22 protein-coding genes are annotated in these 23,843 nt (G+C 74.6%); 12 read left to right on the top strand and 10 right to left on the bottom strand.

Going from position 1 to position 23,843, the window contains the following annotated elements:
* Positions 1 to 698: 698 nt before the first annotated feature.
* From MNZ27_RS11235 to MNZ27_RS11250, 4 genes are all read left to right on the top strand, one after another.
* A complete protein-coding gene (locus tag MNZ27_RS11235) occupies positions 699 to 1,658 on the top strand; it encodes an aldo/keto reductase (RefSeq protein WP_242394140.1) in 960 nt (319 codons plus the stop codon).
* Between the two features lie 146 nt (positions 1,659 to 1,804).
* Positions 1,805 to 2,011: an FmdB family zinc ribbon protein gene (locus MNZ27_RS11240; RefSeq protein ID WP_242394141.1), complete on the top strand. Its 207-nt coding sequence runs from the start codon at positions 1,805 to 1,807 to the stop codon at positions 2,009 to 2,011.
* Between the two features lie 284 nt (positions 2,012 to 2,295).
* A complete protein-coding gene (locus MNZ27_RS11245; protein WP_242394142.1) occupies positions 2,296 to 3,786 on the top strand; it encodes a sigma-54 interaction domain-containing protein in 1,491 nt (496 codons plus the stop codon).
* Positions 3,787 to 4,141: 355 nt separating this feature from the next.
* Entirely contained in the window at positions 4,142 to 4,423 is a 282-nt protein-coding gene (locus MNZ27_RS11250) for a DUF6132 family protein (protein WP_242394143.1), read from the top strand.
* 84 nt (positions 4,424 to 4,507) lie between these two features.
* Here MNZ27_RS11250 and MNZ27_RS11255 read toward each other — a convergent pair whose 3' ends face one another.
* The 5 genes from MNZ27_RS11255 to MNZ27_RS11275 all read right to left on the bottom strand — a co-directional run bounded on the left by MNZ27_RS11255 (position 4,508) and on the right by MNZ27_RS11275 (position 9,159).
* A complete protein-coding gene (locus MNZ27_RS11255; RefSeq protein ID WP_242394144.1) occupies positions 4,508 to 5,434 on the bottom strand; it encodes an NAD(P)/FAD-dependent oxidoreductase in 927 nt (308 codons plus the stop codon).
* Positions 5,435 to 5,447: 13 nt separating this feature from the next.
* Positions 5,448 to 5,783 (bottom strand): thioredoxin family protein, encoded by a 336-nt coding sequence (locus MNZ27_RS11260; RefSeq protein WP_242394145.1) that lies wholly within the window; start codon positions 5,781 to 5,783, stop codon positions 5,448 to 5,450.
* Between the two features lie 449 nt (positions 5,784 to 6,232).
* Entirely contained in the window at positions 6,233 to 6,952 is a 720-nt protein-coding gene (locus tag MNZ27_RS11265) for a DUF5714 domain-containing protein (RefSeq protein WP_242394146.1), read from the bottom strand.
* Positions 6,953 to 7,130: 178 nt separating this feature from the next.
* Positions 7,131 to 8,483 (bottom strand): radical SAM/SPASM domain-containing protein, encoded by a 1,353-nt coding sequence (locus MNZ27_RS11270; RefSeq protein ID WP_242394147.1) that lies wholly within the window; start codon positions 8,481 to 8,483, stop codon positions 7,131 to 7,133.
* Between the two features lie 19 nt (positions 8,484 to 8,502).
* Complete coding sequence (locus MNZ27_RS11275) at positions 8,503 to 9,159, bottom strand: methyltransferase domain-containing protein (RefSeq protein ID WP_242394148.1); 657 nt, start codon at positions 9,157 to 9,159, stop codon at positions 8,503 to 8,505.
* Between the two features lie 136 nt (positions 9,160 to 9,295).
* Between MNZ27_RS11275 and MNZ27_RS11280 the strand changes: the two genes are divergently transcribed.
* Positions 9,296 to 9,577 carry a rhodanese-like domain-containing protein gene (locus MNZ27_RS11280; RefSeq protein ID WP_242394149.1) on the top strand — a complete coding sequence of 94 codons (282 nt, stop codon included), beginning with the start codon at positions 9,296 to 9,298 and terminating at the stop codon, positions 9,575 to 9,577.
* A gap of 290 nt (positions 9,578 to 9,867) precedes the next feature.
* On the top strand, positions 9,868 to 10,038 hold the full coding sequence (locus MNZ27_RS11285) for an anti-sigma factor family protein (RefSeq protein WP_242394151.1): 171 nt from the start codon (positions 9,868 to 9,870) through the stop codon (positions 10,036 to 10,038).
* Positions 10,039 to 10,062: 24 nt separating this feature from the next.
* On the opposite strand, the gene MNZ27_RS11290 is transcribed toward MNZ27_RS11285, so the two are convergent.
* A complete protein-coding gene (locus MNZ27_RS11290; protein ID WP_242394153.1) occupies positions 10,063 to 10,896 on the bottom strand; it encodes a sigma-70 family RNA polymerase sigma factor in 834 nt (277 codons plus the stop codon).
* 392 nt (positions 10,897 to 11,288) lie between these two features.
* Between MNZ27_RS11290 and MNZ27_RS11295 the strand changes: the two genes are divergently transcribed.
* From MNZ27_RS11295 to MNZ27_RS11305, 3 genes are read left to right on the top strand one after another with little or no spacing between them, the layout of a single operon-like run.
* Complete coding sequence (locus tag MNZ27_RS11295) at positions 11,289 to 12,629, top strand: TolC family protein (protein ID WP_242394155.1); 1,341 nt, start codon at positions 11,289 to 11,291, stop codon at positions 12,627 to 12,629.
* A complete protein-coding gene (locus MNZ27_RS11300) occupies positions 12,626 to 13,645 on the top strand; it encodes an efflux RND transporter periplasmic adaptor subunit (RefSeq protein WP_242394156.1) in 1,020 nt (339 codons plus the stop codon). The genes MNZ27_RS11295 and MNZ27_RS11300 overlap by 4 nt, the downstream gene beginning before the upstream one ends.
* Positions 13,642 to 16,974, top strand: a complete 3,333-nt coding sequence (locus MNZ27_RS11305; protein ID WP_242394158.1) for an efflux RND transporter permease subunit — start codon at positions 13,642 to 13,644, stop codon at positions 16,972 to 16,974. Before MNZ27_RS11300 ends, MNZ27_RS11305 begins: the two co-directional genes overlap by 4 nt.
* A 103-nt stretch (positions 16,975 to 17,077) precedes the next feature.
* Here the strand turns inward: MNZ27_RS11305 and MNZ27_RS11310 are convergent, their stop codons facing one another.
* Positions 17,078 to 17,467, bottom strand: a complete 390-nt coding sequence (locus MNZ27_RS11310) for a four helix bundle protein (RefSeq protein ID WP_242394159.1) — start codon at positions 17,465 to 17,467, stop codon at positions 17,078 to 17,080.
* A gap of 691 nt (positions 17,468 to 18,158) precedes the next feature.
* On the opposite strand from MNZ27_RS11310, the gene tal reads away from it, so the two are divergent.
* A complete protein-coding gene (gene tal, locus MNZ27_RS11315; protein WP_242394161.1) occupies positions 18,159 to 19,307 on the top strand; it encodes a transaldolase in 1,149 nt (382 codons plus the stop codon).
* Between the two features lie 10 nt (positions 19,308 to 19,317).
* On the opposite strand, the gene MNZ27_RS11320 is transcribed toward tal, so the two are convergent.
* Positions 19,318 to 20,655, bottom strand: a complete 1,338-nt coding sequence (locus MNZ27_RS11320; protein ID WP_242394162.1) for an MFS transporter — start codon at positions 20,653 to 20,655, stop codon at positions 19,318 to 19,320.
* 123 nt (positions 20,656 to 20,778) lie between these two features.
* On the opposite strand from MNZ27_RS11320, the gene MNZ27_RS11325 reads away from it, so the two are divergent.
* Positions 20,779 to 21,099: a hypothetical protein gene (locus tag MNZ27_RS11325; protein WP_242394166.1), complete on the top strand. Its 321-nt coding sequence runs from the start codon at positions 20,779 to 20,781 to the stop codon at positions 21,097 to 21,099.
* Positions 21,100 to 21,155: 56 nt separating this feature from the next.
* Here MNZ27_RS11325 and rnk read toward each other — a convergent pair whose 3' ends face one another.
* Positions 21,156 to 21,563 (bottom strand): nucleoside diphosphate kinase regulator, encoded by a 408-nt coding sequence (gene rnk, locus MNZ27_RS11330; RefSeq protein ID WP_242394167.1) that lies wholly within the window; start codon positions 21,561 to 21,563, stop codon positions 21,156 to 21,158.
* A gap of 246 nt (positions 21,564 to 21,809) precedes the next feature.
* Positions 21,810 to 22,946, bottom strand: coding sequence for a prephenate dehydratase (gene pheA, locus MNZ27_RS11335; RefSeq protein ID WP_242394170.1), 1,137 nt, complete (start codon positions 22,944 to 22,946; stop codon positions 21,810 to 21,812).
* Between the two features lie 169 nt (positions 22,947 to 23,115).
* On the opposite strand from pheA, the gene MNZ27_RS11340 reads away from it, so the two are divergent.
* Positions 23,116 to 23,742 (top strand): hypothetical protein, encoded by a 627-nt coding sequence (locus tag MNZ27_RS11340; protein WP_242394171.1) that lies wholly within the window; start codon positions 23,116 to 23,118, stop codon positions 23,740 to 23,742.
* The last annotated feature ends 101 nt before the right edge of the window (positions 23,743 to 23,843 follow it).

Consider the following 23,843-nt stretch of genomic DNA (forward strand, 5'->3'; position numbering starts at 1 on the left):
TCCCAGCAGGGCGCCGCTCACAACGAGAACAAGCCCAGACCCGCTTGACCACCAGCGCGCAACCGAGATGGCAGCGCCCCTGGTGTCAACCAGCGCTACCGGAATGGAATAACGGAGAGCGATCAACGCCATTCCGGCCGAATACGCAGTGAGCCATCTTAGTGCTCGCGGCATCGCCGATATGTTGTTCAGAAGCGTCATTGGTGCACGAACGCCTCCGCGCCTGCGTCCCGTCGTGAAGACGCCCTGTGCAAACGCCAACACACTAGAGCGGATGCGAGCACGCGTCCCCCCGGGAAGTGCGCGACCGGACGCGAGCGAACAGATACGGACACTCGAGTCGCTCACGGATTAGTCTCGTACACGAGCCGGATTCCCGATTTCAAGCGGCAGTCTTGGGGTGTCCGTGGGTGGGCATGCGCCAATGTGACTTTCCTCCACGATGTCGCACGTCTGCGGGGGCCGAGACATGCGACTAAAGGTATAGGCATACCCTGCGTCCGGTTGTCCCGCGTTTGTCCCGCCGCGGCGGCGCGGTCGAACTGTTGCCCGGTCACGACCTCGACCGCGCGCGCGGCGCCGTTCGCGGATCGGAGCCGCAGGCCGCGGTCACAGTCACGGAGGCGGGCAGGGGCATGAATGGTGGACACGACCGTTTCCCGTGCATCGGCGTCGCCGCGCGCGCATCCTCCAGCGTCATGACGACGCAACCTCTCTCCGCGCGGCGGCAGCTCGGGCGCTCCGAGCTCCGCGTCTCCCCGCTCTGTCTCGGCGGCAACGTCTTCGGCTGGACCGCCGGCGAGAAGGAGTCCTTCGAGGTCCTCGACGCCTTCCTCGAGGCGGGCGGCAACTTCGTCGACACCGCGGACGTGTACTCGCACTGGGCCCCCGGGAACGTCGGTGGCGAGAGCGAGACGATCCTCGGCCGCTGGGTGAAGGCGCGCGGCGCGCGGGACCGCGTGATCGTCGCCACCAAGGTCGGCTCCAAGATGCCGACGGGCGAGGGGCTCTCCGAGCGTCACATCCGCCGCGCGGTGGACGACTCGCTCCGGCGGCTCCAGGTGGAGCGGATCGATCTCCTGTACGCGCACAAGGACGATCCGAGGACACCGGTGGAGGAGACCGTCCGTGCCTTCGACGCGCTGGTCCGGGCCGGGAAGGTCCGGGTCGTCGGGGCGAGCAACTTCTCCGCCGAGCGGCTCGGGGCGTCCCTCGAGCTCGCGCGGCGCGAGGGGCTGGTGCGCTACGAGGCCCTCCAGCCGAACTACAACCTCGTGGAGCGCGTCGACTTCGAGGGCCCGCTCGAGGCGCTCTGCCGGCGGGAACGGATCTCGGTCGCGCCGTACTACGGGCTCGCCGCCGGTTTCCTCACCGGGAAGTACCGCCAGGGCGAGCCGCGACCCGCCTCGCCGCGCGCCGCGAGCGTGCTCCAGCGCTACGGCACCGCGCGCGGGTGGGCGGTCCTCGAGGCCGTCCGCGCGGTCGCGAGCCGCCGCGGGGCGTCGCCGGCCCAGGTCGCCCTGGCGTGGCTCCTCGCCCAGCCCACGGTCGTGGCGCCCATCGCGAGCGCGACCTCCGCGGTGCAGCTCCGCGAGCTCCTCGGGTTCGAGCGGCTCGTGCTCTCCCCGGAGGACCTCGCCGAGCTCGACGTGGGCTGAGCGGGCCCCCGCGCAGGCGGCGCGAGAGGGGCTCCCAACGCGCCAGGCCGCCTCGCCCTGGCGGTCCGGTCGTTCCTGTGCGAATCCTCCACCGCCCCCGGGGCTCTCACCGACACGGCTCCCCCCGGGGGGCGTGGAACGATTCGATGCCCATCTACGAGTACACCTGCACCCCTTGCGGCAAGCAGTTCGAGGAGCTCATCGTCCGGAAGTCGGACGAGGCCCAGGTCGTCTGTCCCGCTTGCAGGAGCGCCGAGGTGAAGCGGCTCATCTCCCGGCCGGCGGCGACGCCGGGATCGGGCGACGGCGGCGGCGGTGGGTTCGGCGGGCCGTCGTGCGGCCCCATCGGTTGAGGCATCTGACCTGTCGCCCGGTCGGGCGACCCCGAAGCTCGAAGCCAGCCCGCGCGGCGCGTCGCGCGCCTCGCTCGGGCACGCCGTCACGGTACGTGTCGATGCGCTCGGCGCTGCGGCGCTGGCGTGCCTGCGACAAATCGTCATAGCGACCCCGTTCGTGACAGGCGCTCTCCCGAGCGCCTGGCGTGCGATGTGCTCTGTCGGTGAATGACCGGCGTTTGGCGCGCCGCGATGCGACGGGGTGTTTCGCGATGACGCGAAATGTGTCAAAGTTGTTTCAAATGACCGTGCTCTCGATCTCCGCGCAGGACACCCGATCCAGTCACCAGGTGGCGTTCGCCGCGGTGAACGCGGCGTTCGGCTCGATCGGACGGGTCTGCATGGCGCTCGACGGAGACTTCCGCGTCCGGCACGTCTCGGCGGAGCTCGATCGTCTCCTCGGGGAAGGCTCGGCCGGGCGGCTCCTGGGTGAGCCCATCGAGCAGCTCCTCGGTCCGGAGCTCTTCGGCTCGGACGGGCCGGTCCGGCAGGCGCTCCTCGCCGGCGAGAAACGCGAGGGGTGGCGCGCCTTGCTCCACGGCGCCCACGGGGCGCGGCTGCTCTCGGTCACGGCCGCGCCGCTGATGCACGATCCTCACGGAGTGTGCGATCCGACCGCGCGCTACCTGCTCGTGCTGCGGCCGGCGGACGAGGAGGGCGTGGAGGGGGTGGGCGCCGAGGCCGCGGGCACGTTCGTCGCGCCCGGCCTGGTGTACCGCTCGCCGTCGATGAGCAGGGTGCTGCGCCTCGTGGAGAGCCTGCAGCACAGCGAGACGTCCGTGCTCATCACCGGGGAGAGCGGGAGCGGCAAGGAGGTGATCGCGCGCACCATCCACGCGCACTCGCCCCGCCGCAACGGCCCGTTCGTCGCCGTCAACGTCGCGGCGCTCCCCGGCGAGCTCCTCGAGAGCGAGCTCTTCGGTCACGTGCGCGGCGCCTTCACCGGCGCCACCCGGGATCGGGCCGGGCGCTTCGCGGCCGCCGCGCAGGGGACCCTCTTCCTGGACGAGGTGGGGGACCTGCCGCTCCACCTCCAGGTCAAGCTGCTCCGCGTCCTCCAGGAGCACGCCTACGAGCGCGTGGGCGACGACGAGACCCGCCGGACCGACGCCCGCATCATCGCGGCGACCAACCGCGATCTGCGCAAGGCGGTGGCCGACGGGACGTTCCGCGAGGACCTCTACTACCGGTTGCGCGTGTTCCCGCTGGAGATCCCGCCGCTCCGCGAGCGGCGCGAGGACATCGAGCCGGTGGCCCGGCTGCTCCTCTCGCGCGTCGGCGCGCGCGCCGGGCGCGCGCTGCGCTTCTCCCCCGACGCGCTCCGCGCCATGCTCTCGTACTCCTGGCCCGGGAACGTGCGCGAGCTCGAGAACGCCCTCGAGTTCGCGGTGACCGTCTCGCGCGGCCAGACCCTCCAGCCCGAGGATCTCCCGCCCGAGGTGGTGACGGCGCGCCCGCCGGAGCTCGCCGCCGCGCGCGAGCCGCCCCGCTCCCTTCCGCCGGTCCAGGACGAGCGGTCCACGCTGCTCGCGGCGCTCGAGGCGAACCGGTGGAGCCGCTGCGACACTGCGCGTGCGCTCGGGCTGTCGCGGAGCACGCTCTGGCGGCGGATGCGTGCGCTCGGGCTCGAGCCCCGCACGCGATCGCGGCCGGTCGTCTCGTCGGGAGGCGGCGACGCCTCCGGCGGCGATCAGCGCGGGGGCTGCTCCTCCGGCGGTCCAGCGGCCGGCTGATCGGTCGTCTCGGCGTTGCTTCTCTTCGCGCCGCCCGGGCGCGAGTAGGGGACGCCTCAGGTAGGGGCGCCGAGCTTCGGGAGGATCACGTACTGGAGCAGCACCCAGCCGGCGAGGAACAGGACGAAGGACAGGAGGTCGGACATTGGCGGGCAGGCGCTCCCCTTGGAGCGATCTGGCCTCCATGGGAGCCCGGCGGCCGCGGGACGGTTCGACCGGTCGCGGCCGCATCGCGCGCCGGCCAGCTCCCGACCGTCAGGAGCAGTCCTCGGGGGACGCGCCGTTGACGCGGGCGACGCGCGGGGGCGAACCGTTCCCGCTCGGCCGTGCTCTCGATCGTGCGGAGGCAGAGGCGATGACGACGAGCGAAACGGGGGCGGGCGCGACCGGCGCGCCGGAGGAAGGGGCGGCGCGTCGTGGCCGGGTGCCGCGCTACCTCTGGACGGCGCTCGCCGCCCTGGCGGGCGCAGCGATCGGCGCGGCCTGGTCGCACTTCGTGGGCTGCAAGACGGGGACCTGCCCCATCACGTCCAACGTGTGGGTCGCCGCGCTGTACGGCGGCGGCGTCGGGCTGCTGCTCGGGATGCCGTCCCGAAGGCCGCCAGCGGCGCGAGGGGCGAAGCCCCCGGATCGGTGAGGCAGCGCCGGCTCCCGCCGCCCGCGCGCGAGCGGAGCGGACGGCCCTCGGGGAGCGCGGGGCGCCGAGGCGCCCGCGCAGCGTTCACCCCGCCCGCAGGTACTTCTGCGCCGCGAGCGCGGCGACGGTCCCGTCGGCGACGGCGGTCGTGATCTGGCGGAACCGCTTCACCCGGAGGTCGCCGGCCACGTAGAGCCCCGGGATCTTCGTCTCCATCCCGTCGGTCGTCTCGACGTACCCGCCGGGCTCGAGCTCGAGGTAGGGGGCGAGGAGCTCGGTCCGGGGGACCATGCCGATGAAGACGAACACGCCGTCGGTCCGGAGCTGCTTGCGCTCGTGGGTCCGGAGGTCCTCGACCTCGAGCCGCTCGAGCGCCTTCTCGCCGTGGAAGGCGCGCGGCTCGTGGCCGAACAGGACCCGGATCTTCGGGTGCGCCAGCGCCTCCTGGGCGGAGGCGGGCTCGGCCTGGAACTCCTGGAACTGATGGACGATCGTGACGGTCCGGGCGAACTGCGTGAGGAAGAGGGACTCCTCGACGGCCGAGTTCCCGCCGCCGATGACGTGGATGTCCTTCCCCTCGAAGTACGCGCCGTCGCAGGTGGCGCAGTACGAGAGGCCGCGCCCCTTGAAGACGTCCTCGCCCGGCACGCCGAGCGGGCGCGGCCGCGCGCCGGTCGCGACGATGACGGCGCGGGCCTCGACGGTCTCCTCCTCGTCGAGCTCGAGCGTCTTCACCGGGCTGGCGAGGTCGTGCTTCGTGATCTCGACCGCGCGGCGGACGTCCGCGCCGAAGCGCTGCGCCTGCGCCGCGAACGCCGCGGCGAGGGCGGCGCCCTCGACGTCCTGGGCGAAGCCCGGGTAGTTCGACACCTTGTGGGTGGTCTTCACCTGACCGCCGGGGATGCTCTCGTCGAGGACGAGCGTCCGGAGGCGCGCCCGCGCGGCGTAGATGGCGGCGGCGAGCCCGGCGGGCCCGGCCCCGATGATGACGACGTCGTGGCGTTCGGCCATCGGATCCTCCGCGCTACGCGAGCAGCCCCTCGACCGCGGCCTTGAGCGCGGAGCGCTTGATGTCCTCACCGCTCATCCGCGGCGCGGCCTCGCTGCCGGCCTTGAAGAAGAGCAGGGTCGGGCTGCCGGTGACCCCGAGCCGGACGGCGAGGTCGCGGTTCCCCTGGCGGAAGATCTTGAGGAAGCGGACCTTCCCGGCGAACTGCCCCGCGACCGCCTCGAACTTGGGCGCGAGCGCCTCGCACGGCGGGCACTCCGTGGAGAAGAAGTCGAGCACGACCGGCGTCTCGGCGCCGAGCACCTCGCGGTCGTAGTCGGCGGCGACGATCTCCTGGACGATCCCGGACATCCGGACCTCTGGGGGAGCGCTCCGGCCCCGGCCAGCGGCCGGGCGGAGCGGAGAGGGTGGAAAGAGGGCGGGGCGGACCCCGCGTGAACCAGCTTCAGTCGTGGCAGCCCGAGACGAGCCGGGATGCCTTCGCACAGCACTGCGCCGCCTTCTCGGGGCAGCAGGTCTTCTTCTCGAGCGTGGTGAGCAACTTCATCGCGCGCTCTCCTTCGGTGTCGATGTGTGACCTTCTGCGCGCTGCGTCGGATAACGCAGCGCGCCTGCGGATGAGAGCCGCGGCCGGCGGGATCGATTCAACGATCGGGCGTGCGACAAGGTGCCACACACGGGCCGAACCCGAACCCGAATGCGAACCCGTCATCCGTATCCCGTGTCCCCGCTCCCCGTGGCCCGTGCCATCGACGCGAAGGCGGCCGGGCGGCGGCCACGCGCGCGGGGAGGAAAGAGCCTCAGCGTGAACCGCGCTGGAACGGGCACCGCTCCCCGATGCACTCACGGTTCATCGAGGCGAAGGTGCACGGCTCGCCCCGGCCGCCGAGCGTCACGCCGAGGTGCTCGCGGGCGAACCGGACGAGGGTGAGGAGGACCAGCCAGGAGTTCCGCTTGCAGCAGCGCGGCCCGCCGACCCGCGCCAGGGCGTCGAGCGCCCGGGCGGTGGCGGCGTTCGCGAGCGACCAGGGCTCGACGGAGAGCGGGGTCGCGCCCGTCGCGAGGCTCACCGCGATCCCCGCCCCGATCGCGGCGCCGCACGCGCCCTGGAAGCCGCAGAACCCGCCCGCCACCGGCTCGGAGCGGCGGCGCGCCTCCGCGAGGAGGCGCCGCTTCTCCCCCGGCTCGCCGCGGGCGTTCGCGAGGGCCGCGAGGAACGCGGCGGGGACGAGGAGGTGGTGCTCGGGACCGTGCATCTTCAGCGTCGGGTGACGCATCAGCGCCCGGGAGATCGCCAGCGGATCGGTGTCCTCCGTCGCCAGGCAGACCCGCTCGATCACGTCCTTCGCCGACCCGGAGTGGCACGCGTCGCAGACGAAGTGACCCGACCGGCACCGGACGGCGCTCTCGACCCTCGCCCCGCACCCGCCGCAGGTCATCGGCTGGGCCGCCTCGAGGATCTCGAGGGCGGCGCCGCACACGACGCACCCGCTCCGGTAGCCCGGCGCGATCGGGGTCATGGCGCCACCCGCTCGCGTCGAGCGTCGCGAGGCACACGATGCCGTCGCCGAGCGTGGGCACACGACGACCGAGCAGCGCAGGCGTGCCTGTTGGCACGTCGAGCAGCGCAGGGAGGAGTCTGCCCCGCGCAGGCAGGCAGCGTGCGCCGCAGCAGCTCGATGCGGGTGGGGGTCGCCGTCATGCCCCGAGCCCGTAGTAACGCACGCCGAGGCCGTACAGCTCCGCGACCGGGCGGCAGTCGGGCGCGAGCGGGGTCGCCGCCTGGTCCCAGGCGATGGCGCCGCAGCCGCCGCCGCACACCGGGGCGAGGGCGCACCCGCGGCAGCGCGGGATCGTGACGGTGCTGCGGTTCCGCCACGCGGCGATGGCGGCCTCGTCGCGGACGATCTCCGGGTGGAACCGGCCGAGCACGTGGGCGGCGTGGCCGACCGTGGCGGTGCAGCCATAGAGGCTGCCGTCGGGGCCGAACGCCCACTCCTTCTTCGTCGCGGGGCAGGAGTCGAAGTTGGGCGCCGGGAGCTCGCCGGTCTCGGCGAGGTGGCCGATCCCGTGGAAGCGCGGTCGGTGGAAGCGGCGCAGGATCGGGTGCGCCTCGGACAGCTCGACATAGCGGGCCCACAGCTCCACGCGATCGAACAGGTCCTCGCGGCGCTGGCGGGACGCGCAGCCGAACAGCTCGTAGTTCCGGCCCACCTGCGTCTTGAAGCGCGAGGCCGGCAGGTCGAGCCAGCCCTTCGCGGCGGCGAGCTCGGCGAGCGCGGGGAGGGCCGGGAGGTTCCGGCGATCCGCGACCACCCTCAGGTTGACCGGGATCTCCGCCGCGACGAGCCCTTCGAGGCCCGCGATCACCCGCTCGAAGCTGCCGCCGCCGCCCGCGTGCGGGCGGCGCGCGTCGTGGACCGGCTGGGGCCCGTCGAGCGTGACCTGCACCTCCTTCACCGGGCCCGCGGCGAGGGCCGGGAGGAACGCGGGGAGGTCGTAGCCGTTGGTCACCACCGCGAGCTCGAGCCCGCGCTGCGCCGCGCCGTCGAGGAACCGGCCGATCCGGTCGTGGTGCGCCGGGGTGTCGCGCAGCGGCTCGCCGCCGAACAAGGTCACGTAGGGTCGCGGCCGGTCGGCGCCGTGGTGTGCGTCCACGTAGGCGAAGAAGGCGTCGACGACCTCCGGGGCCATGAGGGCGCGCGCGGCGGGGTCGAAGACCTCCTGGTAGCAATACGTGCACGCGAGGTTGCAGCCGAAGCTCGGGACCACGACGAGCTGCACGGGCGTGCGCGCGGCCTCCGCGAGGTACTCGGCGCGCGCCCGCGCCTCGAGGGCGCGATCCTCCTCGTCCGACTCCACCACGAACGACGCGGCGCGCAGCGTCTCCTCGGGGAGCGACGGCGGCAGCGCGCCGCCGCCGTCGAGCCGTCGCAGCGCGTCGGCGTCGTCGCCGGAGACGAGCGCCGCCTGGCCCGAGAGCGGCTGGACGATCAGCGCCTGGGCGGTGCCGGGGACCGGCGCGACGATGGTGGAGCGCGAGAGCCGCATGGGATCAGACCTCCGAACGTTACCGGCGCGCGCCCGCGAGCGTGAGGGAGAGGATCCGGACGCCGCCGCGCTCGTACGGCGCCGAGCGGCGCAGCACGCGCAGGTCGGCGAGGCCGGCCGCGGCGATCGCCGCGAGGTAGTCGGCCTCCGGGACCGCGCCGCCGTAGCACGCCGCCCACGCGGCCGGGTCGGCGCGGACCGCCTCGGGGAGCGGCTGCTCGGACACGACGTCCGCGACGACGAAGCGGCCGCCGGGGCGGAGCAGGCGCCGGATCTCCCGGTACACCGCCCCCTTGTCCGGCGCGTGGTTGATGGCGCAGCTCGAGATCACCACGTCGGCCTGCCCGTCCGGCAGGGGCACCGCCGCCAGATCCCCGAGGAGGAAGCGGATCCGGTGGCGGTCGGCGGCCGGTGCGCGGGCCGCGGCGATCATGGCGGGGTTGGAGTCCACGCCGACGGCGAGCCCGGCTTCGCCGACCGCCGCGGCCGCCCGGAGCACGTCGCCGCCGCGGCCGCACCCGAGATCGACGACGGTCTCGCCGGCCCCGGGCGCCGCGAGCTCGAGGACGCTCCCGCACGAGAGCGAGGCGCGCGCGTCCGCCGCGAGCGCGGTGTAGCGCGCGTCGAGCGCGCGGGCGAGGGCCGCCGGCGAGGGGGGATCGGGGAGGTGGGACACGGTGAGGGATCTCCTCCCCGGGGAGAGCCCGGGAAACCCGGGAGGATTCGCGGGCGAGGACGTACACCGGAACCCTCGGTGGGCGCCACGGCTCTCATCGCCGTCGCCGCGCTGGGACGCGGTGCAGGAGCGAGGCATGGTCCACACGACGATGATCGCGGTGCTGCTCGCGGTGGCGCCGGCGGCGGTGGCGCCGGTCGCCCAGCCGGAGCCCCGGGTGATCGACGCGAGCGAGGTGCACGCGCTCCTCGTGAGCCGCAGGGGCGTCGTCGTGGACGTGCGCTCGCCGCAGGAGTACGCGGAGGGCCACATCCCGGGCGCGGTCGGGATCCCCGCCGACCAGATCATGGCGCGCGCCGCGGCGCTCCCTCGCGACCGCGTGACGCAGGTGGTCTTCTACTGCCGCGGCCTCGGTTGAAGCCTGTCCCGCTCGGCCGCGGTCGCGGCCTCCGCCCTCGGGTACCGGAACGTCCTGATCTACCAGCCCGGGATGCCGGACTGGATCCGCCGGGGGTATCCGGTCGCGAGAGGCTGAGGCCCGCGGGGACGGCGGGACGCGCCGGTCGGGGGCGGGCCGAACCCGCAAGCCGCCGCGTGGGCTCGCACGGGCATGAGGATCGATCCCGGGCGACGGAGCCGGCGCGGGGGCAGGCGAGCGATCCGCGGAGGTGCGTGATGCTCGCGCTTCGGCCGGCAGCTCCCTGCGACGTGATTCGATCGCGGCTGTCCGAATACCTCGACGGTGAGCTCGCGCCGCACGACCGCGCCGAGGTGGCGCTCCACCTCGCGGCCTGCGCGCCCTGCGCCCGGCTCGCGCTGGAGCTCGCGCTCGTGGTGGCCGCCCTCCGCGAGCGGTCCGCGTCGCAGGGCGCGACGTGACCGCCCGACCGGACGCGGGGCGCGTCACCCCTGCTGCGCGGAGATGAACTGGTGCAGCGCGGCCCGGACGGCGCGCTCGACCGGCGCGGGGATGGGCTCGTCGCCCATGCGCTTGCACATCGCCAGCGTCGCGCGGATCGCCTCGCAGCGGCCGCGGCAGGTGCTGCACCCCTGGAGGTGCTGCTCCAGCTCCGCGCACGCGCCGGCGTCGATCTCGCCCTCGAGGCGCCGCGAGAACATGGCGGCCACGTCCCGGCAGCCCTCGGAGACCGCCGGCGCGCCGCTGACGCTCTCGGGCTCGAGGACCGGCGCGAGCCGCTCGCGCACGGCGACCCGCGCGCGGTGCAGCCGGCTCTTCACCGCGTCCACGCTGATCCCGAGGATCTCCGCGACCTCGGCGGCGGAGAGCCCCTCCACGTCGCGCAGCACGAGCACCTCGCGGTACATCGGCTCGAGGGCGGCGATGGCGTCGTCCAGGGCGGCGCGGAGCTGCCGGCCGGCCACGTCCTCCTCCGGCCCGCGCGCCGGATCGGCGACCGCCGCGGCGGTCTCCGGCTCGGCGTCGAGGGACTGGAGCTGCTCGGGCGCGTACTTCCCGGTCCGGCGCTTCTTGATGCAGAAGCTCCGGGCGATCGTGTAGAGCCAGGTCGAGACCGACGAGGCGCCGCGGAACTCGGGGAGCGTGCGCGCGGCCGCGAGGAGCGTCTCCTGGAGGACGTCCTTCGCGTCCTCCTGCTCGCGGCACATCTTCAGGCCGAAGCGAAACACCGCGCCCTCGTGGTTGCGCAGCAGCCGCTCGAGGGCCGCCCGGTCGCCCGCCTTCGCTGCGGCGATCAGATCCCGATCCTTCTCGCTCATGCGTGATCCGTAACCGAAATGGGGTGACGGCACAACGGCCGCCCGCCCCCTCCGACCGACGCCCCGCGAGGCGCCGAGGCTCGCTCGCGGCGAGCGATGGAGGCACCCGCCGGAGGTGGGCCGCCGGCGCGGCAGGGGATCGGCGGTCGGCGTAAGGCGCCTGTCGTCGCGGTGCACGCTGCCTGCCTGCGCGGGGACTCCTCGCTGCGCTGCTCGCCCTTCGACTCCGGCGCGCAGCGCGCGCCTACGCTCAGGGCGAACGGAGCTTCGAAGAGCCTGCGCCGCTGCGAGTGGGTGTCGCCTTGAGAGCCGCGGGACGGGGGATCGGTTCGGCCGCGCCCCTCGTGGCTTCACCTCGAAGCGTTTCGTCGAGTCTAGGCTCAGAACGAACCGTGAACGACGCAAAGACCATTCCCATCCGGCTCGCGCGCGCGACCCTCCTCGCCGCGATCCTCGCCCCCGCCCTCGCGGCCGGGGCCCCCCTCACCGTGGACGAGGCGATCCGCGCGGCCTGGACGCGCGGGCTCGCCCTGCGCGCCTCCGCCTCGCAGGTCGAGGCCGCCCGGGCGGACGCCGACCGGGCGCGCGACGCGCGGCTGCCGACCCTCTCGCTCTCGGCGAAGGGCGTCCGCACCGACGAGCCCATGATGGCGTTCGGCATCAAGCTCGACCAGGCGCGCATCACCGCGGCGGACTTCGATCCCGCGCGGCTGAACGACCCCGGCGCCATCGGCGCCTGGGGCGGCGGCGTCACGCTCTCCGTCCCGGTGTTCATGGGCGGGCGCCTCCTCGCCGGGCAGCGCGCCGCGGGCGACGCGGCCGAGGCCGAGGCGTCCGACGACGTCCGCCGCCGGATGGAGGTCGCGGCCGCGGTCGTCGAGGCGTACTTCGGGAGCCAGGCCTCCGAGGAGGGGGTCCAGTACGCCGAGGACCTCGTGGCGCACGCGACCGAGACGGAGCGGTTCGTCAAGGAGCGCAACGCGAAGGGGCTCGCGCTCGACGCCGACGTGGCGCGCGCCTCGGCCTTCCGCGCCCAGGCGGAGGCGGAGCTGGCCACCGCCCGGCAGCGGCGGACCTCCGCCCGGTCCGCGCTCGCGCTCCTCGCGGGCGACGAGGCGGCGCAGGCGGAGCTCGTGACGCCCATCGGCGCGCTCCCGCCGCTGCCTCCGCGGGAGGGCCCGAGCCTCGCCGCGCGCCCCGATCTCGCCGCCGCGCGGCTGCGGCGCGACGCGGCGGACGAAGGCGTCACCGCGGCCCGCGGCGCGCTCCTGCCCTCCCTCTTCCTCCAGGCGAGCGCCGAGGCGCTCCGCACGTCGGACTTCGGCCGCGGCACCGGCTGGACGACGCTCGGCGCGATGCTCCGCTGGGATCTCTCCCTCGGGGACGCCGACGCGACCCGCGCCGCCCGGGCGCGGGCGCGCGCCGCGTCGGACGCGCTCGCCTGGCGCGAGCGCGAGGCCTCCCGGGAGGTGAGCGAGGCGTGGGTCGCGGTGGACACGTCGACCGCCCGGGTCCGCGCCGCCGAGGAGGCGGTCGCCGCCTCCGAGTCCGCGCGCACGCTGCGCCTCGCCCGCCACCGCCAGGGGCTGTTGCCCCTCACCGACGTCCTGGACGCCGAGGCCGGCCTCGCCGGCGCCCGCGCCCTCCTCCTCGCGAGCCGGGTGGAGGCGCGCGTCGTGCGCGCCCGCCTCGCGCTCGCCCTCCACCAGCCCATCGAAGGCCTGCTGCCATGACCCACCGCTACCCGAAGCTCGCCGCCGTCGCGCTCGCGACGGCGATCCCTCTCGCCGTCCTCGCCGGGGCGGCGCCCGCCGCCCCCGCCGCGCCCGTCAAGGTCCGCGGGGTCAGGTCCGGGGCCGCCGCGGGCGGCGCCCTGGTGCCCGCGAGCGTCCTCGCGGTCAGCCGCGCCACCATCGCGACGCGCGTCGCCGCGACCGTCCGCGCGGTCAAGGTCCGGGAGGGCGAGCGCGTCCGCCGGGGCCAGCTCCTCGTGTCGCTCTCCGACGATGACGTCCGCGGCGCCCTCGGCGCTGCGGACGCGTCCCTCGCCGCCGCGTCCGCCCACGAGCGCCGGATCCGGGACCTCGCCGCCGAGCGCGCCGCCACCCCCTCCGAGCTCGACATGGCGCGCGCGCAGCAGGCGCAGGCGCAGGCGGCCGTCGCCTCGGCCCGGGCGACCCTGGCGTACACCCAGGTGCGGGCGCCGTTCGACGGCACGGTGCAGTCGCGCCGCGTCGAGCCCGGCGATCTCGTCAACCCGGGGCAGCCCATCCTCGAGATCGTGGGGAAGGCGCTCGAGCTCGTCGCGAGCCTCTCCGAGCCGGAGGCGCACGGCCTCGCGGTCGGGACCCCGCTGCACTTCCAGGCCGGCGCGGTCCGGGGCACGGCGGTCATCACCGCGCTCACGCCGGGCGGCGATCCGCTCTCGCACCGGCGCGGGCTCCGCGCCGAGGTCCGGAAGGTGGACGGCGAGCTCCGCTCGGGCGACTTCGCGCGGCTGGTGCTGCCACAGGTCAGCGCGGCGGCGGGGGTCACGACGAGGTGGCTGCCGCGGACCGCGCTCGTCGAGCGCGGGGACCTGACGGGCGTCTTCGTCGCGCGGAGCGGTCGGGCGGAGCTGCGCTGGATCTCGCTCGGCGAGCAGGCCGGTGACGTGTTCGCCGTCCGCGCCGGCCTCGCCCCGGACGACGTCGTGATCGACGCGCCGGGCGCGCTCCGGGACGGGCAGGCGGTCGAGGTGCTGCCGTGACGAACGAGACGCGGCTCGGGATCGCCGGACGGGTGGCGAGCCCCTTCCTCAGGTCGAAGCTGACGCCCGTCATCGTCCTCGCCTCGATCCTGGCCGGGGTGCTCGCGGTCAGCCTGACGCCGCGCGAGGAGGAGCCGCAGATCGTCGTCCCGATGATCGACGTGATGCTGCCCTACCCGGGCGCGACGCCGGGCGAGGTCGAGAGCCAGCTCGTCACCCCGATCGAGCGGCGGCTCTGGGGCATCCCCGGGGTCGAGTACCTCTACAGCACGAGCCGCCCGAACGCCGGCTTCATCACCGTCCGCTTCAAGGTGAACGAGCCGCTCGAGCCGAGCCTCGTGAAGGTGCACCAGGAGCTCGGCGGGCACCCCGAGCTCCTCCCGCCGGGGGCGCTCCCGCCCACGGTGCGGGCGCTCACCATCGACGACGTCCCGTTCCTCACGGTCACACTCCACGCCGCCGAGCCGCTGCCGGCCGGCGCCCTCCGCACGCTCGCGGACGAGGTCGCGCGCCAGCTCTCCGACGTCCCGCGCACCGCGCAGGTGAGCGTGGTCGGCGGCGCGCGCCGCGTGATCCGCGTCGAGCCGGATCCCGATCGGCTCCGCACCCTGGCGGTGTCGGTGCCCGAGCTGGACGGCGCGCTCCGGTCGGCGCAGGCGCAGCTCCCGGCGGGCGACCTGGTCGCCGACAACCGCCGCGTCGCCGTCGAGGCGCGGGGCTTCGCGCTCTCGGCGGCGGAGCTGCGCCGGGTCGTCGTCGCGGTGCGGGACGGCCGGCCGATCTACGTCGAGGACGTCGCCCGGGTGGTGGACGGGCCCGACCAGGAGCCGCCCGTCGTCCTGACGGCCTCGAAGGAGCACCCCGAGTTCGAGCAGGCCGCGAGCATCGTGGTCGCGAAGCGGCCCGGGACGAACGCGACCGAGCTCGCCGACGCGGTGCAGGCGAAGCTCGGGACGCTCCGCGGGCGGCTCATCCCCTCCTCGATCGACGCGACGATCACCCGGAACTACGGCGCGACCGCGGCCGAGAAGTCGAACGAGCTCATCGAGCACCTGCTCATCGCGACGCTCTCCGTCGTGGCGCTGATCCTGGTCGCGATGGGCTGGCGCTCCGCGCTGGTCGTCGCGGTCGCGGTGCCGGTGACGCTCGCCCTCACCCTCGTCCTCACCTACCTGAACGGCTACACGCTGAACCGGGTCACGCTCTTCGCGCTGATCTTCTCGATCGGCATCCTGGTGGACGACGCCATCGTGGTCGTCGAGAACATCCACCGCCACATGTACCTGCCCGGACCGCGGCGGAGCTTCGCGCGGATCGTGGTCGAGGCGGTGGACGAGGTGGGGAACCCCACCATCCTCGCGACCATCGCGGTGATCGCGGCGATCCTGCCCATGGCGTTCGTGCGCGGCATGATGGGGCCGTACATGCGCCCGATCCCCGTGGGCGCCAGCGTGGCGATGGTGTTCTCCCTCGTCATCGCGTTCGTGGTGAGCCCGTGGGCCGCGATCCGGATCTTCCGGCACGAGGCCAACCTCCCCGGGACCGACGCGACCGGCCTCCACCCGGGCGATCCGGAGCGCGACGCGCCGGAGCCGGTGGCGGACGAGCCCTCGGCGCACCCGGAGACCGCGCCGGAGGGGCGGCTCGCGCGCGTCGACCGGCGGGTCATCCGCTGGCTCCTGGGGCCGGCGAAGATCCGGATCGGCTTCCTCGCCGGCGTCGCGGTGCTGCTCGTGGCCGCGGTGGGGCTCCTCTATGTCGGCGCGGTGAAGGTGAAGATGCTCCCGTTCGACAACAAGCGGGAGCTCCAGGTGCAGTTCGACCTGCCGGCCGGGACCGCCCGCGAGGTGTCGCTCGCGCTCGGGCAGCGCGTGGCCCGGCGGCTGCTGCAGGAGCCGGAGGTCGAGAGCGTCCAGGTCCACTCGCGGGTCGCCGCGCCGTTCACCTTCGTCGGCATGGTCCGCCACAGCTTCATGCGCGACGCGCCGGAGCAGGTGGACCTCCAGGTGAACCTGCTGCCGAAGGGCGAGCGGAAGGCGCCGAGCCACCAGATCGCGGTCCGGATCCGGCCGGAGATCGAGCGGCTGGCCGCGCCCGAGGGAGCGCGGGTGAAGGTGGTGGAGATCCCGCCGGGGCCGCCCGTGCTCGCGACGCTCGTCGCGGAGGTCTACGGGCCGAGCGCGGCGGAGCGCGACCGGATCGCCGGCCAGGTGCGGGACGCGTTCCGCTCCGTGAACGGCGTGGTGGACGTGGACTCCACCCTGAACCCGACCTCGCCCCAGCTCCGGCTCTCCGTCGATCGCGAGAAGGCCGCGCTCCACGGCGTGCAGCCGTCGCACGTGGTCCAGACGCTCGCGGCCGCCGGGTACGGCGACCAGGTGGGGACGTTCCACGGCGCCCGCGGCGCCTCGCAGGTGCCCATCGTCGTCCAGCTCGCGCCCGCGAACCGGAGCCACCTCGACACGCTCCTCGCCCTGACCGTCCCCGGCGCGAAGGGCCCGGTGCCGCTCTCGGAGCTCGTCCGCGTCGAGCAGGGGCGCGAGGGCGCCGAGATTCAGCACAAGAACCTGATGCCGGTCGCGTACGTCACGGCGGAGCTCGCCGGCGCCATCGAGAGCCCGCTCTACGCCCTCCTCGCCCTGGAGAAGAAGATGTCCGCGATCCGCTCGGACGTCGGCGAGACGATCCCGCGCTTCGGCCTGGAGCACCCGACGGACACCGAGCGCCCCGCGATCAAGTGGGACGGTGAGTGGCACATCACGCTCGAGGTCTTCCGCGACCTCGGCCTCGCCTTCGCGGCGGTCATCCTCCTCATCTACGTGCTGATGGTCGGCTGGTTCCAGAGCTTCAGCATGCCGCTCGTGATCCTCGCGCCGATCCCGCTGTCCCTGATCGGCATCCTCCCGGCCCACGCGCTCCTCGGCTACTTCTTCACCGCGACGAGCATGATCGGGTTCATCGCGGGCGCGGGGATCGTGGTGCGCAACAGCATCATCCTCGTGGACTTCGCCGAGCTGAAGCTCAAGGAGGGGATGCCGCTCGCCGCGGCGGTGGAGGAGGCCGTGCTGGTCCGGTTCCGCCCCATGGCGCTCACCGCGCTCGCGGTCATCGTCGGGAGCGCGGTCATGCTCGCGGATCCGATCTTCCAGGGGCTCGCGGTCGCGCTCATGTCCGGCGCCGTCGCGGCGACGCTCCTCTCGAGGTACGCGGTGCCGGTCCTCTACTTCATGCTGGCGCGGCGTGGACGGGCCACGGAGCTCCAGCGCGAGGGCGCCCTCGAGCGGGGAGAGCAGCCGGTGGCGGCGCTCCGGAGCCAGGCGAGCTGCTAGCGGAGAGCGGCCCGGGCGCGACCGGTCCACCGGCGCGCGCCCGGGCCTTCGTTCGCGCGGGCCACTCGGACTCCCTCACGCGAGGCTTCGAATTTGCGCTTCACTACCTGACGAGCCCGGTGAGCAGCGCAACCAGCCGGTCCGCGATCCGCGCGACGTCGGCCGCCGCTCCTGCCGGCGCGTCACCGCAGAGCGCCGCGATCTCGACCGCGGCCGCCGCCTCGACGGTCTCCGCACGGGCGATGCCGAACACGCGCGCCTTGTCGGCGCGGCTCACTCGCCCCGCGCCCTCGGCCGTGTTCAGGCACGCCGACTTCGCTGATCGAAGCGCCTCGTCCCGGAGCTTCGGATCGCGGATGGAGCAGCGGATCACCGCGAGGAGGAAGTCCCGGGCGACCCCGTAGGCGATGAGCTTGTGGTGGGGGAGGACGGGGGAACGAGCCGAAGAGGGAAACGGAACCTTGGACTGATCGACGCCGTGGTTGGAGGACATGCGCGGCTCCTTTCGACGAAAGGCAAGGAGCCGCGCATGTCCGACCCGCGGCGTGAGCTGGTCCCGCAAGCGAACGGCGGTCGTCGAGCGTGGCACGCGCAGTGACACGCCGAAGGCGTGGCGCGAGCGTGCGATCGCCCCCAGCCGTTCGCGCCCCCACCCGCAGCACCGCCCCGACCCCGCAACCCCGCCCCGACCCCGCAACCCCGCACCGACCCCGCAACCCCGCACCCCGCCCCCGCCCTCGCCCTCGCCCTCGACCCCGACCCCGACCCCGACCCCGACCCCGACCCCGACCCCGACCCCGACCCCGACCCCGACCCCGCCCTCGCCCTCGGACCCCGACCGCGACCCCGACCCCCGACCGCGACCCCCGACCCCGCAACCGACCCCGACCCCGACCCCAGCCCCGACTCCAGCCCCGGACCCAGCCCCGGACCCAGCCCCGGACCCGGACCCGGACCCGGCCGCGACCTCGGTCTGCGCGCCTCATGTCGGGCCACGGGCCACGGGCTACGGGATGCGGGAGCCGGGCACGGGGGACGGTCACGGTGACGGTGACGGTGACGGTGACGGTGACGGTGACGGTGCTTCGGGTCCGCCCCGGAGCCCGAGCGCCCGCCCGCCCGTCGCCGCGGCCTCGACCGCCGGGAAGGCGCACCATCGAGGTGACGCACTCGAGGAGGCGCCCATGATCGACCCGATCCGTGCCCTCGCCCAGCACGGCCAGAGCCTCTGGTATGACGGGCTGAAGCGGGACCTCATCCGCACGGGCGGGCTCGCCCGGCTGATCGACGACGGGGTCCGCGGCCTGACGACCAACCCGGCGATCTACGAGAAGGCCATCGCGGAGACGACCGACTACGACGCGGACATCGCCGCGCTCGCGGGGCGCGGGCTCGACGCCCGGGCGATCTACGAGGCGCTCGCCATCCAGGACCTCCGCGCGGCGGCGGACCTGATGCGCCCGGTCTGGGAGGAGACGGACGGGCGCGACGGCTTCGTGAGCCTCGAGGTCTCTCCCCTCCACGCCGCGGACACGCGCAGCACGGTGGAGGAGGCGCTCCACCTCTGGAGCGCGCTCGCGCGGCCGAACGTCTTCATCAAGGTCCCCGGCACGCCGGCGGGCATGCCCGCCATCGAGGCGCTCTGCGCCCAGGGCGTGAACGTGAACGTCACGCTCCTCTTCTCCCGCTCGGCGTACCGGGCGGCGGCGGCGGCGTGGATGGCCGGGCTCGAGGCGCGCGCGCGCCGGGGCGGAGACCTCTCCCGGGCGGCGAGCGTGGCGAGCTTCTTCGTCTCGCGGGTGGACACGCTCGTAGACCGGCGGCTCGAGGAGCGCGCGCGGGGCGCCGACCCCGCCGCGCGGGCCCGGCTCGAGGGGCTCCGCGGCAAGGCCGGCATCGCCAACGCGAAGCTCGCCTACCAGGACTTCCAGGGGCTGAGCGCCACCGGCCGGTGGGCCGGGCTCGCGGCCCGCGGGGCGCGCCCGCAGCGCGTGCTCTTCGCGAGCACGAGCACCAAGGATCCGCGTTACCCGCCGCTCATGTACGTGGAGGGGCTCGTCGGCCCGCACACCGTGGACACCGTCCCGCCGGAGACGCTCGAGGCGCTGCGCCGTGGCGCGAGCATCCACGCCACCCTCGAGGAGGACGTGCCGGGCGCGCGGGCGCACCTCGCCGCGCTCGAGGCCGACGGGATCTCGATGGCCGCCGTGACCGATCAGCTCCTGGCCGAGGGCGTGGAGAAGTTCGCCCAGCCCTTCGAGCGCCTGATCGGCACGCTCGAAGCGCGGCGGGCCCGGCTCGGCGCGCCGGCCGCCGGAGCGCATCGCGGGTGACGAAACGGCGTCACCGCGGCCGCTCGGTCTCCCGCGCGGCGGTCGCCGGCTCGGTCCCGGCCTGGAGCGTCTTCGCGACCTCCGGGATCACGCCGAGCCGGGCGTAGATCGGGTGCACCTGGGCGCGGAGCGCGGGGAGCGCGCGGGCGAAGACGGCGACGCCCGCGAGGCAGCCCAGCCCGCCGAGCGCCACCGTCCAAGTGGCGCCGATCCGGCTGGCCAGCGCGCCGGCGACGAGGTTCCCGATCGGCGTCGTCCCCATGAACGAGACGGCGAACAGGCTCATCACCCGGCCGCGCTTGTCGTCCTCGACGATCGTCTGGAGGATCGTGTTCGTGGACGCCATGTGGACCATCATCCCGAACCCGGTGACGGCCAGGACGGCCACCGCGAGCGCCTGCGAGCGCACCGACGCGAACGTCACCAGGCCGAGGCCGAACGCGAGCACCGCCCCGACGATGACGCGCCCGAGGCCCACGACGGTCCGCCGCGAGGCGAGGAAGAGCGCGCCGCACAGGGCGCCGACGCCGACGGCGGAGACGAGGAACCCGAGGGTGTGCGCGCCGCCGTGCAGGATCTCCGTGGCGAAGATCGGCATCAGCACCGTGTAGGGCACGCCCACGAGGCTCACGAGCGCGAGGAGCAGCAGGACGGCGCGGAGGGGCGCGAAGCCGCCGACGTACCGGACGCCCTCGGTGAGGTGGGTCCAGAGGTGCGCGGCCGGCGGCGGGCGGCGGCCCGAGGGCTCGATGCGGATGGCGAGCAGCGCGCCGATCACCGCGACGTAGCTCAGGCCGTTCACGAGGAAGACCATCCCCTCGCCGACGACGCCGATGAGCACCCCGGCGATGGACGGGCCGACGAGCCGCGCCACGTTGAACACCGACGAGTTGAGGGCGATCGCGTTGGGGAGGTCGGCGCTCCCGGCGACCAGCTCGATGACGAACGACTGGCGGGCGGGCACGTCGATCGCGTTCACCACGCCGATGACGAGGCTGAGCGCGAGGATCTCCACGATCGTCGCGCGGTGGGTCAGCACCAGGGCGGCGAGCGTGAGCGCCTGGACCATCGAGGCCGCCTGCGTCCCGATCACCATCCAGTGCCGGTTCCACCGGTCCGCCCAGACGCCGGCGAGCGGCGCGATGACCAGGCTCGGGATCTGGGCCAGGAAGCCGCTCAGCCCGAGCAGGAACGGCGAGCGCGTGAGGCGGTACACCAGCCACCCGAGCGCGACCGACTGCATCCACGTGCCGATGAGCGAGATGAACTGCCCGGCGACGAACAGCCGGAAGTTCCGGTGCCGCAGCGCGCGGAAGCTGTGCTGCAGTGGGCTCGCCTGTCCGGTCACGTCGCCTCCGCACTCCATCGCGCTCCGGTCGCGGCGCTGCGGGCCGGGGAGGAAGGGGGTCCACCCGGGGGCTGGACCCGGCGCGCGGCGCAGCGTACCACCCATGACCAGGAGGTGCAGCCGATGGCCACGCGGGCGGAGCAGTTCCGTTACTGGACCGAGCGCTCGGGCGCAAAGAAGCCGAAGGCCCCCCCTCACCCGAGGCGGGACGTCCCGGTGGACACGTCGAAGCCGGGCGTGAGCGCCACGGACCGGCGCACCGGGGCGCGCAAGCCCTCGGCCCGCGTCGACAGGAAGGCCGGCTACGTCCTCGAGGACACGAAGGGGAGGCCGTCGCGCAAGTCCACCCGGAAGTCCTCGAACCGGCAGAAGACCGACACGCAGATGCGGGTGAAGGCGCGCACCCAGGAGACGCGCCCCCGCGCCCCGATCAGCGGCCGCTGACCGTCCCGAGCGCGCCGTGCGTCGTCGGCGCCCGAGGTCCGACGCCCGGGGCCCGATCAGGCCGGCGCCGACGCCGCGGGCGGCTCGGGCGGCGGAGGCGGCTGCACGCTCAAGATGTGAAGCCGCGCGGACCGCCCCTCCGGGAGGGGCCAGTCGATCGAGTCACCGGCCGAGAGCCCGAGCAGCGCGGCGCCGATGGGCGCGACCACCGAGACGCGACCGGCGGTCGCGTCGGCGGCCGACGGGTACACGAGCACCACCTCCCGGACCACACCCGTCGCGGCGTTCTCGAAGCGCACCCGCGAGCCGATGGCGACCACGTCGGGGGGGAGCCGATCGACGACGATCGCGCGGTCGAGCTCCGCGCCGAGGCGCTCCGCCGTGACGGCGTCGCGCCCCTCCGAGAACTGGTCGACGAGGTCGCGGAGGCGGGACAGCTCGGAGCGCGCGATGTGGACGGCCATTGGGAGACTCCTCCTCTTTGGGGGACACGACAGGGCGCCGCGCGAGGTCCGGCGCGGATCCGCGCCGGAGGTCCGGATGCGCCTCGACCGATGAAGCTACGGGCCGAGGCGCGCTAAGGGAGGAAGGCCGCGCCGCGGGCGTGCGCACGCGGCGCGCCCCTGCGGGCGGGCGAGGCGGCGCGAGAGGCCAGGATGGGGCGGACCACGAGCACGATATACTGTGTGTATGCGCCGCGGCCGGCCCCGTCAAGGCGCCCGCGGGCCGGCGGCGACCCCCGCCTCCACCCGCGGGTAGCTCCCGAGGATCTGGACGCCGGCGCGTGCGGCCCGGATCTCGGCGAGCGCGGCGGCGATGGGCGCGTCGAGCTCGTGCCCCTCGAGATCGAGGAAGAACGCGTACTCCGAGGTGCGGCGGCGCGCGGGGCGGCTCTCGATGCGGGTGAGGTTGATGCCGCGCCGGGCGAGCGGCTCGAGGATGTGGAGCAGGACCCCCGGGCTGTCCTTCACCGTGACGAGGAGGCTGGTGCGGTCGCGGCCGGTCGGCGGGGAGGGGCGATTCCCGAGCACCCAGAAGCGCGACGGGCCGCTCCCGGCGTCCTCGATCCCCTCCACCGTGACGCGGAGATCGAACAGCTTCGCCACGACCTCGGGGGCGACGGCGGCGCCTTCCGGATCCGCGCGGGCCAGGCGGGCCGCCTCCGTGGCGCCGGGCGCCGTCACGCGGGCGACGCCGGGGAGGTGCGCGGTCAGCCACTGCTCGCAGTCGTGGAGCAGCTCGGCGGGTCCGTACACGCGGCGGAGCTGCAGCAGCTCGACCTCGGGGTGGGCGAGCAGCGCGAGCTGCAGGGGGAGGAGGATCTCGGCCACGATCCGGAGCGGGCTCTCCTGGAACGCGTCGAGCGTCGCGTCCACCACGCCGCGGCTCTCGCTCTCGACGGGCACCACGCCGTAGTCGTACCGGCCCGCCTCCACCGCCTGGAACACCGCCGCGATGGAGCGGTGCGGGAGCGCCTGGGCGGAGAGGCCGAACTGGTACTTCACCGCCTGGTGCGAGAAGGTCCCCTCGGGGCCGAGGAAGGCGACGCGCAGGGGCCGCTCGAGGGAGAGGCACGCGCTCATGATCTCCCGGAACACGGGGCGGATCGCGGAGGTCGGGAAGGGCCCGGAGTTCATCGCCTCGAGGCGGGCGAGGATCTCCCGCTCCCGCGACGGGACGTGGAAGGGCGCGCCCGGCTGCGCGGCACGCTTCTGCTCTCCGACCTCGGCGGCGATCCCGGCGCGCTCGTTCAGGAGCTCGAGGAGGCGCTCGTCCACCGCGTCGATCCGCGCCCGCAGCTCGCTGAGGCTTCGGGGGGGCGCGGCGGGAGGGTGGGGGCTCGTCATGGCGTGCTCGGGGAGGCTCGGGTGGACGCCGACCATGGTACCGGAGAGCGCGCCGCGGCGCCCGTCCGGGGAGGCACGGACGGGTCGAGACCGCTCGCGGGAGGCGCCGGGGAGGGCCGAGCGTGTCGATCGTGGCGCTCGACCGGAGCCGAAGAGAGGAGAGCGCGCCATGTCTCGAGCACTCGTCGCAGTCCTGGCCTTCACCACCCTCGCGGGCGTCGCCTGCGCGCACGCGGAGCACCCGCCCGCCGCGAGCGCCGCCACCGCGCCGACCCAGCCCGGCGCCACCGCGTCCGACCACGGCATGGCCGGCGTGTGTCCGATGAACGTCCCCGGGACGCAGGTGTCCGCCGAGGACACCGCCACCGGCGAGGCGGTCACGTTCAGCACGACGCCCGATCAGGCGTACGCGCTCCGCGACCGGGTGCACGCCCTGGCGGCGATGCACAACCGCTACCACCTCGGCGCCGCCGGCGGCGGCATGGATCACGGCATGGCCGGCATGGACCACGGCAGAGCCGGGATGGATCACGCGACGGGCGGGATGGGCGGCATGGATCGCGGGATGACGGGCGGGATGGGCGGCGGCATGGCCGAGGGCCACATGGCGGCCGGGGCGCAGGCCCCGCCGGCGCGCGCCGACGTCGAGGACACCCCCACCGGCGCACGGCTGCTGCTCACGCCGGTCGACCCGGCGGATGTCGGCGTCCTCCGCTCCACCGTCCGGATGCACGCCGAGCAGATGCAGCAGCACGGCTGCGCGATGATGGAGGGCCCGGGCGGCTCCATGCGGTAGCGTGCCGTGATCCGGGACCGGGGGCCCGGGCAGGGATTCACGGGTTCGCGTGCGCGTTCGGGGACGGGTTCATTCCTGTCCACGGGCCCCGAGCAGCCGTG

This window comes from Anaeromyxobacter oryzisoli, assembly GCF_022690765.1.
Classification (GTDB): domain Bacteria; phylum Myxococcota; class Myxococcia; order Myxococcales; family Anaeromyxobacteraceae; genus Anaeromyxobacter; species Anaeromyxobacter oryzisoli.